This is a genomic window from Acinetobacter sp. CIP 64.2 (assembly GCF_000369645.1).
In the GTDB taxonomy this organism is placed as follows: Bacteria; Pseudomonadota; Gammaproteobacteria; order Pseudomonadales; family Moraxellaceae; genus Acinetobacter.
This window is the reverse complement of record NZ_KB850122.1, coordinates 882595-895741: the sequence shown is the minus strand read 5'-3', so window position 1 is coordinate 895741 and position 13147 is coordinate 882595. Positions and strand designations below refer to the sequence as shown.

Here is a 13147-nt window from a genome sequence, read left to right as displayed (position 1 = left end):
GATGTCTGAATCTTCAAGCTCGCATATTATACTGAAAATATGGTGCTTTATTTTGGCGCTAGTTTTGTTACTCACAGGCTTGTTTTCTACAGTCGGTGGGTTTCAACTCGCGACGTTGGGTGGATCATGGTATTTCGTGATCTCGGGTGTATTCACGCTGATCTCTGCTGTTTTTATTTTTAAGAAAAAAGCGCTGGGTGTCTGGTTATTCAGTCTGGTTTTTGCAGGAACGATTATCTGGTCATTGATCGATGCAGGGTGGGAATTCTGGCCTTTATTTTCAAGACTGATGTTCCCAGCTAGCTTATTTGCTGCGCTGATGTTTACTTTACCTGCCATTCGCCGTTATCAATTTCAGCCGAGTGCAGATCTACCTGCTTATGGTCTTGGGATATTAACGGTGATTGGCATGGTAATCGGTTTTTATCAGATGTTCCAGCCACATCCAACGGTTGCGGCCTCTGGACAGGCCTTGCCTTTGGTTCCTGTGAAAACTGATATGAAACAGAGCAACTGGCAGCATTATGGTCAAGATACAGGTGGTAGTCGTTTTGCTGCATTGGATCAGATCACACGAGACAATGTACATCAATTAAAAGAGGTCTGGCGTTTCCGTACGGGTGATTTCACCACGGGTTCGGGAAATGGTGCAGAAGACCAAATGACACCATTACAAGTAGGCAATAAGATTTTCTTGTGTACGCCGCATAACAATATTTTTGCCTTGGAAGCGGACTCTGGTAAACAACTTTGGAAAGCCGAAGTCAACTCCAAGTCAGATGCATGGGAACGTTGTCGCGGGGTTGCGTATTTCGATTCTACCCAAGCCTTGGTTCAGCCAACCTTAGCAGGTGCGACACCTGTAAAAGCTGTCGCAAACAACACCTCATGTCTACGCCGTGTTTATACCAATACACCAGATGGTCGCCTGATTGCAGTCAATGCAGATACAGGTGAGCGTTGTAAAGACTTTGGGGTAGAAGGTACCGTTGACCTACTCAAAGGTTTGGGTGAGGGCACAACTGCACCACGTTTTGAGGTGACATCTGCACCAACCATTGCGGGGACAGTGATCGTGGTGGGGAGTCGTATTGCCGATAACTTTGCCGCCGATATGCCAGGTGGGGTGATTCGTGCATACGATGTCATTACAGGTGAATTACGTTGGGCCTTTGATCCACGTAATCCAGATCCAAACCATGTGTTAAAAGAAGGTGAAACCTATAAGCGCAGTTCTGCTAACTCTTGGGCAGCGATGTCTTATGATCCGCAAATGAACACAGTATTCTTGCCAATGGGGAGCTCATCTGTTGATGTATGGGGCGGTAATCGTCAACCATTGGACCATAAATACAACTCATCCGTATTGGCTTTAGATGCGACCACAGGTCAGGAAAAGTGGGTTTATCAGACTGTTCATAATGATTTATGGGACTTTGATTTGCCAATGCAACCCAGCTTGGTGGATTTCCCAATGCAAGATGGCAGCAATAAACCCGCTGTGGTGATTGGCACCAAATCAGGTCAGTTCTTTGTCTTGGATCGTGTCACAGGCCAACCACTCACCAAAGTGATTGAGCAGCCAGTGAAACCTGCTGATATCAAAGGTGAGCAATACAGCCCAACTCAACCGCGTTCGGTGGAAATGCCACAGATTGGCAATCAAACCTTAACCGAATCGGATATGTGGGGCGCAACGCCATTTGACCAGTTGATGTGCCGAATTAACTTTAAATCGATGCGTTATGAAGGTTTATTTACTGCGCCAGATACGGATAAATCTTTAAGTTTTCCGGGTTCTTTGGGCGGCATGAACTGGGGCAGTATCGCCTTTGATCCAAGTCATCAGTATATGTTCGTCAATGATATGCGCTTAGGTTTATGGATTCAGCTGATTGAACAAACCCCAGAAGATTTGGCTGTTCAAGCCAATGGCGGAGAGAAAGTCAATACAGGCATGGGTGCAGTGCCGATGAAAGGCACACCTTATAAAGTCAACAAAGATCGTTTCTGGTCAAAGTTGAATATCCCATGCCAAAAACCACCTTATGGCACCATGACCGCAATTGATATGAAAACCCGTCAAATTGCTTGGCAGGTTCCAATGGGAACCGTGCAGGATACAGGGCCAATGGGCATCAAAATGGGGCTTAAAGCACCGATTGGAATGCCTACTATTGGTGGGCCAATGGCAACTCAAGGTGGTATCGTCTTCTTTGCTGCAACACAAGACTATTATTTACGTGCATTGGATTCGTCTTCAGGCAAAGAGTTATGGAAAGCGCGTTTACCTGTAGGGAGTCAAGGTACCCCAATCAGCTATGTGTCTCCGAAAAACGGTAAACAGTATGTGTTGATTACTGCGGGCGGTGCACGCCAGTCGCCTGATCATGGTGATTATGTGATTGCGTATAGCTTGAACTAAGCTGTTTAAACTGACTTAAAAAACGGTAATCTCTATGATTGCCGTTTTTTCATTGAACTGATCTTAAGCTGTCGCTTTTAACACGGGCATCTGTACAGCATCAGAAATTACTGCAAATTGTGGTTGAGCATTTTGACCCAGTTGATAATCTGAGAAGTTAACTTGCCAGAAACCTAAGCTTGCGGTTGTTGAGATATAGAAAACCTGATTGCTGTGATCACGAACAATTTCCCATTGAGTATAGTCGCCTTTGATATTGCCACTTTGGTCAATGCATTGTTCGCGTGTGACATAGATGCCCTTAATCACATTCATTACATGGGCAATCGCAGCAGTATTACTTGGGCGTTGTGTTTGGTTTAACCAAGGAATAGAGTAATTCAGCGTGAAGGCTGTACGTAAGAATCGATCAGAAGGCAATACAGAAGAAGACAGTCCAATCGAACCCCCACCATTACCAGCTTTATTCACATTGAGACCAATAATGGTCTGGCTGTCCGTTTCAACATTGGTAACGCCCAGATAATTTTCCAAGTTGGTACGATGCCATTCAATAAACGGGGTATTGGTCATGACTCCAATATCGGTATTGTCAGTAATTGCTAATTGCCCATCACGGAATTCAAGCACCAGACTTGCGCCAGTTTTATCGTGAAACTGGAAATGAATCGGGATTAAATTTTTGAGCTCATCCGTGTGATTGAACTCGCTAAGTTCAGAAAACTGTAGCGGATCCCAAAAATATAAGACTTCTCCAAGAGACGTCGGCTGTCCTTGCTGAATGGCATATAAATCCTGTTTTAGTGTTTCAACTAAATTGTAGTTAGAAGCAGCCCAGCCACAAATATCCAGTGCTGATATCAGTTTGGCATTTGGTGGTGCACCAGCTTTGTTAGGATAACGGGAGGGCGGTAGCCATAGTGCAGCTGCGGAAAATCCGTCTGTGTTCATGGCATCGCATAGTTTGGTGTCAAACAGGTTTAATGGGAGTTTAATCCCAATTCCCATAAAGCCATATTTTGTTGTCCAGTGATAGGCAGGTGCATTTGGGCTTAAAGTATCAATTGCTTTTAAGGGGGTTGCCAATGGAATTGCAGCCAGTTGCCAAGTAAAGGTGGCGGCAAAATCCATGGTACGTCCAGAGATACGATAGCCTGTTGCTTGAGGTAGAATAAACTCGGTACACATATTATTTTCTCTTTTGATTATTAGAATAAATCATGATTTTTGGTTTTTATTTGATCTTAAATTATTATGTAAGTGCTCTAAATATATAAGATCGTTTGAGCATTTAAAAAACTAGCAGAGGATATTTTGATAGTCAAATAGTTTTAATATAAATATAGGGTTCTATTTTTAAATATTATTTTAAATAAAAATAAATAATTAGATGCCGTATTTTCTAGTTTAAATCATTCGTACATTACAGTCAGAAAGTCGATATTGCGTGTGGGTAAGTAGAGTTGGCATATTCATTGCTTCATTTATGATATCTGGTCAGACCAGTCAGACAATGCATTAATTTGGAGCAGTGATGCAACTCGAAACATTCAATCAGCTCGATTCAGATGCGGCCCAACGGGTCTTGCAAGGCTGTGTGCACATTCCCACTTGGATTTCCGAGCTGCTACAGCAACGTCCTTACAGCTCTAAAGCACAGCTTTATCAAACTGCGCTGGCACAAGCTCAAACCTGGCAATGGCCTGAAATCACTGCGGCTTTGGCGCAACATCCACGTATTGGCGAGAAAAAAGCAGCAGCGGTGTTGTCTGAAAAAGAACAGCAGTTTTCTCAGCAAGAACAAGGGCAGATCCAAATAGATGCAGTCCTGCAATTGGCACTTTATCAGGGCAATTTAGACTATGAGCACAAATTTGGGCATATCTATTTGATTCGTGCGGCAGGTCGTTCAGGGCAGCAGATATTGTCAGAGTTGCAACGCCGACTTAAAAATACAGCAGAACAGGAACAGGCAGAAGTGAAACAGCAATTGGCTGAAATTGCGCTGCTTCGTTTAAATCAGGAGATTCAATAATGGCGGGTATCAGTACACATATTTTAAATGCATCACTGGGTCAGCCTGCGACAAAGGTTCTGGTGAAATTACTGCAACAAGTGGATCAGAACTATATGTTATTGGACCAACAATATACTGATGCAGATGGCCGTATTAAAACATTTAATATCGAGGTATTTGCGCAAAGCAATTATCAATTAATTTTTGAAGTTGCCGATTATTTTCAAGCTTTAAATACCGAAAGTTTTTATCCACGTGTATGTATTGATTTTAAGATCGCTGATATTCAACAGCACTATCACGTGCCTTTATTAATCAGTCCTTTTTCATATTCAACCTATCGTGGCAGCTAAATCAACTCAAGCAATGTGGACATCATGAATTAAATTAGAGGAATTAACCCATGCAGCAAGACAACCTAGACCGTGAGGCTCACGGATCAGCAGAACATCAATATTTAGGCATGAACAAAAACCTCATTTATGGTTTGCAGCATGTCTTGACCATGTATGGCGGTATCATTGCACCGCCATTAATTATTGGTGCTGCGGCAGGCTTGCAGGCCTCTGAAATTGGACTATTGGTGGCGGCGGCATTATTTATTGGGGGAATTGCCACCGTTTTGCAAACTGTTGGTTTTAAGCATTTCGGCGCAAAATTGCCGATTGTTCAAGGGGTCTCTTTCGCAGGTGTCGCTACCATTCTAGCCATTGTGACCACAGGCGGTGGCTTGGCCTCAGCGTTTGGTGCTGTGATTGTTGCGTCGATTATTGGCCTGTTGCTCACACCATTTTTCGCAAAAATTATCCGTTTCTTTCCACCCGTGGTGACGGGTTGTGTGATTACCATGATCGGTATTTCGCTAACACCAGTGGCAATCCGCTGGATTATGGGCGGCAATCCAAAAGCTGAAAACTGGGGTGATCCAGCCAATGTTGGTTTGGCATTGATGACCTTGGCGATTGTGATTATTTTTAGTATGTTGCGGAGTCAGATCTTACGTCGGCTTGCGATTTTGATTGCCATTGTGCTGGGAACTGTACTGGCTTATTTTGCAGGATTCACTGATTTTTCCAATGTCGGTTCAGGTTCTATTTTTGCATTGCCGAGCTTTTTCCGCTTCGGTTTTCCTGTCTTTGAGTTTTCTGCCATTCTGTCCATGGTGATTGTGACATTGGTGGTGATGACGGAAACCACTGCAGATATTATTGCGATTGGTGAAATTGTTGGCAGCAAAGTCGATTCCAAACGTATTGGGGATGGTTTACGTGCAGACATGCTATCGAGTGCAATTTCACCGATCTTCGGCTCATTTATGCAAACGGCATTTGCACAGAATGTTGGACTGGTGGCGATTACTGGAATTAAAAGCCGATTTGTGGTGGCAACGGCAGGGGGAATCCTGATTGTTTTAGGTTTACTACCGATTGTCGGGCGCTTAGTCGCATCGATTCCGATGCCAGTATTAGGCGGAGCGGGGATTGTCCTGTTTGGAACGGTCGCAGCCAGTGGAATTCGCACTTTAGCAAAAGTGGATTATAACGAGCATAAGAATCTGATCATTGTCGCAACCTCATTGGGGATCGGCATGATTCCAATTGTAAACCATGAATTTTATGCGCAGTTCCCTGTTTCTGTGCAGATGTTATTACACTCTGGTATTAGTTCAACCTGTATTACAGCAATTCTACTTAACATCATTTTCAATCATCTTCCATTCACTAAAAAATCAATGCAAGTAGCCAGCTTGCCCTTGAATTCAGGGCATTGATCATCACGGATTCAGGATTGGATGTTCAAACTGCATCCTGCTTTTTATCTATTATGGATTTAAAAGAGGCAGAGAATGTTGCCAGTCAAAATCAATCTGAATACATACTGTTTGGCATTTATAACTTCACGGGTGCTTTGAAAGGTTTTAGTGTCAGTAATTTTGCAGGGATTCAGACTTCTCCGCGTTATGACAAGAATTTCTTACAAAACCGTTTTGCACTGAGCTACAAATTTTAAAGGACGAGATAATAGTCATGATGGCCAGCTTAAATAGCCGTTCAAGAATCTGGATTAAACAACCACTCGCAATTTTTACCGCGAATCAACTCGACGCGAGTAATGGCTTGGTGATTGAAAATAATAAAATTGTCGAGGTTTTGGCAAAGGATCAGCAACCCAGTCTGCCATGTGATGACATATTCGATGCCAAAGACTTGGTGGTGATTCCTGGGTTGGTGAATAGCCACCATCATTTTTATCAAACCTTGACGCGGGCTTGGACTCCTGTGGTTAATCTACCTTTATTTCCATGGTTGGCTAATTTGTATCCGGTATGGGCACGTCTCAATCCAGAGCAGTTACATGTGGCGACCCAAGTGGCTTTGGCGGAGTTGTTATTATCGGGCTGTACCTTTGCCGCGGATCATCATTATTTATTCCCGCAACAGTTGACCGATGCGATTGATATTCAAGTCAATGCGGCGCAACAATTGGGAATGCGGGTGATGTTAACCCGTGGTTCGATGAGTCTCGGACAAGAACAGGGTGGGTTGCCGCCACAGCACACCGTACAAAGCATGGAGGTCATTTTAAGGGACAGTGAACGCTTGGTGCAGAAATATCATCAACGCGGGGATAACGGTATGGTTAATATTGCCTTGGCCCCATGCTCACCTTTTTCGGTCACACAGGAGATTATGCGAGAAAGCGCGCAACTCGCTCAGACACTGGATGTTCGATTGCATACACACCTCGCAGAAACCTTGGATGAGGAAAGCTTCTGTCTGGAAAAATTTGGCATGCGTACGGTGGATTATTTAGAACACGTGGGTTGGCTAAATGAACGGACTTGGCTGGCGCATGGTATTCATTTTAATGCAGATGAAATTCAGCGTTTAGGGCAGGCTGGAGTAGGGATTTGTCATTGTCCACATTCAAATATGCGCCTCGCTTCAGGGATTTGCCCAACCCTCGATTTAATGCAGGCAGGTGCCAAGGTGGGTTTGGGCGTTGATGGCTCTGCCTCTGGAGATGCTTCAAATTTAATTCTGGAAGTTCGTCAGGCCATGTATTTACAGCGTTTAAGATATGGTGCTGAACAGATTACTCCTGAGTTGGCCTTGCATTGGGGAACTCATGGTTCCGCACAGCTATTAGGGCGTGGACAGCATTTAGGACAATTTGCACCTGATTATCAGGCCGATTTAGCCTGTTATAAGCTCGATGAATTGAAATTCTCAGGTAGCCATGACCCGATTGCAGCCTTACTCTTGTGTGGTGCAGATAAAGCAGAGCATGTGATGGTTGCAGGCCAATGGCAAGTTAAACAGGGCGAGATTCAAGGGCTGGATTTAGAACAACTGAAAGCAAAACATCGTGCTGCAGCAAAAGCCTTACTGGCGGCTTAAAAAATTGTTATTGATTTAAAATGAGGGGGCTGATAAGTGCCCCCTTTTTTAATTTAATCGAGTGGGTTGCCAATAATATTACTGATGATGCCTTGCATGATATGTGAACCTTGTTCTTGATACAGAGATTGATACCATTCTTCAGTCACTTGTGGATCTTTCATATGGGTGATATCGCAACGTTTACGTGCCCGAAGTACCATTTCTTTGGTACGATCATTGCGCTTGTTTTGATAACGTGCCAATGCATCCTCTAAACCAAAGGTGTTAATTTGTAGGGCACGGGCGAGATAAATCGCATCCTCCATGGCTTGGCAGCCGCCTTGTCCGATATCTGGCGTGGTGCTATGCGCTGCATCACCGAGTAGCACCACTCGTCCTTTATAAAAATTCATAAATGGTTCAATATCGTGGATTTCGACACGATTGGTTTTTTGTGCATCTAGACGTTCAATCAGTTTTTGTACAGGTTCACACCAGCCACTGAAATGGAATTTCAGGTCTTGCTTGTACTGCTCACGCTGATTTTCCAATCCAGCCGCTAACGGCACATCAAAGAAAAAATAGAAACGATTTTGGGCAACTGGCATCAGTGAGACACGCTTACCTTCACCGATATACGTCGTCCATTGCATGGCAGGTGCAATCGCTTCATCAATATCAACCAAACCGTTCCAATTTACATAACCGGCATAGCGGCGTTCTACCTGATAACCGAGGACAAATTTTCGAGTGAGAGAGTGTGTGCCATCTGCACCAATCAACAAATCAGCTGTAATTTGTGAGCCATCTTGAAAATGAAGGGTAACATCATCTTGATGGCTTTCAATCTCGATCATTTTCATGCCCAGTTTGATATCTGCCAGACCAAATTGCTGCATGAGTAATTGTTGTAGATCAGCTCGGGCGACAGGGTAGGCACGTTGCCCAACTTCTTTATATAAAGGTGATAAGCTAAATTGAGTCATGGTTTGCTGGCTCAGTCCATCCACATAAGCCAGAGACTCCATTTGTCCACCAAGCGCCTGAATTTGATCGGTTAAGCCCAGATAGTTGAGGCACTTCACCCCATTTGACCAAAGTGAAATGGCTGCACCGACGGGTAAGATTTCCGCTGCTTGTTCATAGATCGTGACCTGATGACCAAATTTTTTTAAAGCGATACCAGCAGTCAAACCGCCCATACCTGCACCTACAATCGCAATATTCATCGTTCAGACCCTAAAATATAAATAAGTTTCTAAACAGTTCTAAGCGAGAAGTGTGCCAATTTTAGTAACTGGTTTTACTGGTCATACCAGATAATTTGCTTTATTAAAAAGCAAAAATAGAAAGGCTGCATGGATATGGTTCAAAGCATGGGGCAAAGTGGTGCATGAATAAAAGTTCAAGTTTTTATCTAAAACACAAGTAAGATTTTTCTTAAACGAGTGTGATTGCGAAAGGGTATATATGTTTAAAACACATTATAAATAATGTGCTTCGGTAGACTTTAATACGATAGTTTTTTACCTTACTTTTGAAGAGGAACGATTTATTCCGTAAGGAAAAAATCTTTCGCAGCTTGAGTCGCTGCTCATTAGCTGATGGTACTTCCCTGATACCACAGCTAAACAGGCGGCATCCATGCCGCCAGTCACGATAGTGAATAGATGCTTATATTCAAATTAAATAAGGGACTTTTTACACATTCTCATGTCGAGAAAAGTACACACCCGCCCGTTGTGCAGCACCAATAATATGCGCTTGCATGGCTTTTTCAGCCGCTGTTGCATCCTGATTAAATAAGGCTTGCAGAATTAATTCATGTTCTTGAATGGTTTTAAATGCCAGATTAGGTTGAACAAAAGGCAGAATCTGGCTTTTTTTAATCCATTCGGTATGCATTTTAAGTGTTTGAATAATTGATTGATTATGGCTGAGTTCAATAATATGTTGATGAAATGCATAATCGAATTCAGAGGCTGCCTGCCAATTCTGTTGTTTGATTGCATTGGCAAGAGACTGGTAGTGTTGTTGCAGGGTCGACTTATCCGCTTCGGTTAAGTACTCACAGGCCAGCAGGGCACAGAAACCTTCTAGTACATAACGTAATTGATAGAAATCTTTAAGCGAAACACGGTGTTCGCCATCCCATTGTTCTGCCGCTTGGCTATGCTGTGAAATTACATAAACCCCTTTACCTGCCTTGATTTCCAATAAGCCTAAAGCGGCAAGACGGGTTAATGCCTCACGTAAAGAAGCACGACTGATTCCCAACTGGAGCGCAAGATCACGTTGCGAGGGTAAGGCAGAACCGACTACATACGTATTTTGTTGAATGCGTTGATGAATCACTTCCACCGCTTGCTCAGTCACCTGAGATGATTTTCCATTGAGCATCGCCTGTGGATTCATCTGCAACGTACCTTAAATATCAAAATAAACAGTTTGATTCTACACAAAATTTATCTTTTTGTTGGTGCTGTTGCTTAAAAATAGCTATATTTTTAACAACAGGTCAGACCAGTTGGACTGGATCTTGCATAATAGAATAGAAATGAAACCTTTAGGAATGATCAATGACAGTGCATGTTGCTAAAACCGTAGCTTTACCGACCCATTTGCAGGCGTTCACCAATCTTGCTGATGCCAGAATTGGTGCAACTATCGTAAGTTGTTCCGATGAGTTTTTTGCAGAAGCGGCAAGAATGTTGCAAAGCACACCCGCTCAATTCATTGAAGGAAAATATGATGACAATGGTAAATGGATGGATGGATGGGAAACGCGGCGTAAACGTGAGTCCGGTTATGATTGGTGCATTGTTCGTCTAGGTGCAACAGGGTTTGTATCTGGATTTGATATTGATACCTCATTCTTTACAGGTAATTATCCAGCCTCTGCTTCTATTGAGGGCTGCTATGCACCAGATAATCAATTAGAAGGTATCACTTGGACGACGTTATTAGAAAATTCGGTTTTATCTCCAGATCAGCATCATTTTTTCGACTGCGCTGCTCAGAAAATTACCCATATTCGCATTAATATTTTCCCTGATGGCGGCATTGCGCGTTTAAGAGTCTATGGTCGTGTGCTGCTCGAAAATGTTGATACAACCCAGCAGATGGATTTGATTGGTTTAAAAAATGGCGGGCGTATTGTGGCCTTTAGCGATGCGCATTTTGGGCATCCGAATAATCTACTCAGCCCTGATCGTGGTTTAAATATGGGCGATGGTTGGGAGACCAAACGTCGTCGTGCGCCAGGTTTTGATTGGTGCATTATTGCTTTGGGTCAAACCGGGCAGATTGAAAAAATTGACGTCGATACCGCCTATTTCAAAGGCAATTTTCCTGCATTTTGTTCGATTCAAGCTGCTTATGTTAAAGATGCGACCGATGCACAACTTATTCCGCAGAGTATGTTCTGGCCTTTTTTATTGGAACAGCAGCCTTTGACGATGGACAATATTCATGAATATGTTGCAGAAGTGCTTCAGCATCAAAAAGTGAATTATATCCGCGTCAATATGATTCCTGATGGCGGGATTAGTCGGATTCGTTTATGGGGGAAAGTAGTTGAATAAGTTAAATTATATTATTTAGTACGATTGTACGATCTCATAAATTGGCAGTTTATAAGCTGGTTTTTATATAGGTGTTATTTTACTTTTTAAGGATGATGAGCTGTGAAACAGCGCAAGGCAAAAATCTTTCGCAGCTTTAGCCGCTGCTCATTGGCTGATGGTACGTCCTTGATACCACAGCCAAACAGGCGGCATCCATACCGCCAACCACGATAGTGAAATATTACTATGATTTTCATTTAGATAAGTGAGATTTTAGCTAATATTTCTTTGTATTAAAGAGAATGGCTATGCATGAAAAAAATATTGAAATTCGGCCTTTAACTCAAGACAGTTTTGCTGCTTTTGGGGATGTGATTGAAAAGAGTAACAAAGACTTTATTCCGATTAATCAGGGACTCACTGAACGCTATCATGCCTTATCTCTGGCGCAAGTATCAGGCGATCAAGTTGCTGTAGGGATGAGCATTTTTCATAATCTATTTGCAACTCCCATTCCATTTCAGATTGAGATGTTAGAACGACATCCTTATGGTTCACAGTCTTTTATTCCATTGCAGCAACAGCAGTTTATTGTTGTTGTGGCGTTGCCATTTGATCAAACAGGACCTGATGAACAACGGATTCAAGCTTTTATCAGCAATGGGCAGCAGGGAGTTACCTACCATCAAGGGGTATGGCATCATCCTTTAATTACTTTGGAAGCAGATAGTGATTTTTTAGTTGTTGATCGTATTGGTGGTGGCAGTAATTGTGATGTCCATCATTTATCTCAACCGTGCTGGATCACTGAAGCTTTAGTACAGTCAGAGATCGTCAATTTGTAACCATTGAACCATGCTTTTATATTTTCTTTTAAATGGCCTATTTTGTTCAATAATCTAGTACATTCAGAAGCTTTTTTAGGTTCTTTCCTTGATATAATTTTATTTCTTACAGGGTTTACGAAATAGAACCAGAAGATCCTCTTCAAGAGAAGTCTTATGTTCTTGAAGGCAATATGAAATCGTTTTTTAGTCAAGAGTTTTGCCTTGTTCTTATAAATCTTAATATTTCAAACATATTGAATCGATGTCGAGCGATCCTAATGAGTATTGATAAAAAGAAGTTTATTAAGGTTGCGCAAGCACATTTAACATCTATAGAACATCAATTAAACAAAGAGTTAGCCATGTTGTCTAATCGATCATGGCATGAGGCAACAAAGTTCTTGCTTATAGAATACGATTCATCACAGTTTGATAGTCAATTTTCTGTGAGCTTATGGGCGATGGATGAGTGCGGTAATTCTATTAATTCTAATACACATGACTTTCTAATGGATAATACGATTGCAATTCCTGTGGAGATATATGACTACGATAATTATGCCAATGATGAAGAATGGGATGAAGTTGATCCTTGGGCAACTGCGTCAACACTGATAGAGCAATGGTTTGCTCAACAATGGAATATTCATACATTAATAAATTTTCCCGCATATATCGGGCACCATGATAGTTACTTCAAAACTGAATTATCGAATCTCGTGCAGATAGATTGGGATGCTATTCTCAAACGTGCGCAGACCAGATAAAACTATGTTATCTACAGTTAATATTGAACCGTACCGGGTTTGTCGGAGACTTTTTTATTTAAGTTAGGCCACCTGACCTAACGGGTTAATCTTATCATAGTACATTGCTTCAAACTCAAAAGGCGATACATAACCCAGTGCACTGTGTACACGCTTTTTATT

General features: G+C 42.3%; 11 protein-coding genes and 1 pseudogene. 9 read left to right on the top strand and 3 right to left on the bottom strand.

The annotated features are described in order from the left end of the window. The first annotated feature begins 1 nt into the window (after position 1). Complete coding sequence (locus F895_RS06930) at positions 2 to 2425, top strand: glucose/quinate/shikimate family membrane-bound PQQ-dependent dehydrogenase (RefSeq protein WP_005242218.1); 2424 nt, start codon at positions 2 to 4, stop codon at positions 2423 to 2425. Positions 2426 to 2488: 63 nt separating this feature from the next. Here F895_RS06930 and F895_RS06935 read toward each other — a convergent pair whose 3' ends face one another. Next, entirely contained in the window at positions 2489 to 3613 is a 1125-nt protein-coding gene (locus F895_RS06935) for a linear amide C-N hydrolase (protein WP_005242216.1), read from the bottom strand. A gap of 346 nt (positions 3614 to 3959) precedes the next feature. Between F895_RS06935 and uraD the strand changes: the two genes are divergently transcribed. From uraD to F895_RS06960, 5 genes and pseudogenes are all read left to right on the top strand, one after another. Continuing rightward, complete coding sequence (uraD, locus tag F895_RS06940; RefSeq protein WP_005242213.1) at positions 3960 to 4460, top strand: 2-oxo-4-hydroxy-4-carboxy-5-ureidoimidazoline decarboxylase; 501 nt, start codon at positions 3960 to 3962, stop codon at positions 4458 to 4460. Then, positions 4460 to 4795: a hydroxyisourate hydrolase gene (gene uraH, locus F895_RS06945; protein ID WP_005242211.1), complete on the top strand. Its 336-nt coding sequence runs from the start codon at positions 4460 to 4462 to the stop codon at positions 4793 to 4795. The genes uraD and uraH overlap by 1 nt, the downstream gene beginning before the upstream one ends. A 50-nt stretch (positions 4796 to 4845) precedes the next feature. Then, positions 4846 to 6213: a nucleobase:cation symporter-2 family protein gene (locus F895_RS06950; protein WP_005242208.1), complete on the top strand. Its 1368-nt coding sequence runs from the start codon at positions 4846 to 4848 to the stop codon at positions 6211 to 6213. A 47-nt stretch (positions 6214 to 6260) separates the two neighbouring features. Then, positions 6261 to 6452, top strand: a pseudogene (locus tag F895_RS06955) (hypothetical protein); the annotation flags it as partial. Between the two features lie 17 nt (positions 6453 to 6469). Then, complete coding sequence (locus tag F895_RS06960) at positions 6470 to 7843, top strand: 8-oxoguanine deaminase (protein ID WP_005242205.1); 1374 nt, start codon at positions 6470 to 6472, stop codon at positions 7841 to 7843. A 53-nt stretch (positions 7844 to 7896) separates the two neighbouring features. Here F895_RS06960 and hpxO read toward each other — a convergent pair whose 3' ends face one another. Next, complete coding sequence (hpxO, locus tag F895_RS06965) at positions 7897 to 9054, bottom strand: FAD-dependent urate hydroxylase HpxO (protein ID WP_005242189.1); 1158 nt, start codon at positions 9052 to 9054, stop codon at positions 7897 to 7899. A gap of 472 nt (positions 9055 to 9526) precedes the next feature. Further along, complete coding sequence (locus F895_RS06970; RefSeq protein WP_005242187.1) at positions 9527 to 10240, bottom strand: FadR/GntR family transcriptional regulator; 714 nt, start codon at positions 10238 to 10240, stop codon at positions 9527 to 9529. Positions 10241 to 10404: 164 nt separating this feature from the next. Between F895_RS06970 and alc the strand changes: the two genes are divergently transcribed. From alc to F895_RS06985, 3 genes are all read left to right on the top strand, one after another. After that, complete coding sequence (gene alc, locus F895_RS06975; RefSeq protein ID WP_005242186.1) at positions 10405 to 11409, top strand: allantoicase; 1005 nt, start codon at positions 10405 to 10407, stop codon at positions 11407 to 11409. A 290-nt stretch (positions 11410 to 11699) separates the two neighbouring features. After that, positions 11700 to 12236, top strand: coding sequence for an ureidoglycolate lyase (locus F895_RS06980; RefSeq protein ID WP_005242185.1), 537 nt, complete (start codon positions 11700 to 11702; stop codon positions 12234 to 12236). Between the two features lie 260 nt (positions 12237 to 12496). Then, positions 12497 to 12985, top strand: a complete 489-nt coding sequence (locus tag F895_RS06985) for a hypothetical protein (RefSeq protein ID WP_005242184.1) — start codon at positions 12497 to 12499, stop codon at positions 12983 to 12985. Positions 12986 to 13147: the final 162 nt, after the last annotated feature.

What these genes read in the sequence shown, in the direction of transcription:
- uraD (WP_005242213.1), top strand. Translation starts at nt 3,960, where the DNA reads ATGCAACTCGAAACATTCAATCAGCTCGATTCAGATGCGGCCCAACGG.
- F895_RS06985 (WP_005242184.1), top strand. Translation starts at nt 12,497, where the DNA reads ATGAGTATTGATAAAAAGAAGTTTATTAAGGTTGCGCAAGCACATTTA.
- alc (WP_005242186.1), top strand. Translation starts at nt 10,405, where the DNA reads ATGACAGTGCATGTTGCTAAAACCGTAGCTTTACCGACCCATTTGCAG.
- hpxO (WP_005242189.1), bottom strand. Translation starts at nt 9,054, where the DNA reads ATGAATATTGCGATTGTAGGTGCAGGTATGGGCGGTTTGACTGCTGGT.
- F895_RS06960 (WP_005242205.1), top strand. Translation starts at nt 6,470, where the DNA reads ATGATGGCCAGCTTAAATAGCCGTTCAAGAATCTGGATTAAACAACCA.
- F895_RS06930 (WP_005242218.1), top strand. Translation starts at nt 2, where the DNA reads ATGTCTGAATCTTCAAGCTCGCATATTATACTGAAAATATGGTGCTTT.
- F895_RS06970 (WP_005242187.1), bottom strand. Translation starts at nt 10,240, where the DNA reads ATGAATCCACAGGCGATGCTCAATGGAAAATCATCTCAGGTGACTGAG.
- F895_RS06950 (WP_005242208.1), top strand. Translation starts at nt 4,846, where the DNA reads ATGCAGCAAGACAACCTAGACCGTGAGGCTCACGGATCAGCAGAACAT.
- uraH (WP_005242211.1), top strand. Translation starts at nt 4,460, where the DNA reads ATGGCGGGTATCAGTACACATATTTTAAATGCATCACTGGGTCAGCCT.
- F895_RS06980 (WP_005242185.1), top strand. Translation starts at nt 11,700, where the DNA reads ATGCATGAAAAAAATATTGAAATTCGGCCTTTAACTCAAGACAGTTTT.
- F895_RS06935 (WP_005242216.1), bottom strand. Translation starts at nt 3,613, where the DNA reads ATGTGTACCGAGTTTATTCTACCTCAAGCAACAGGCTATCGTATCTCT.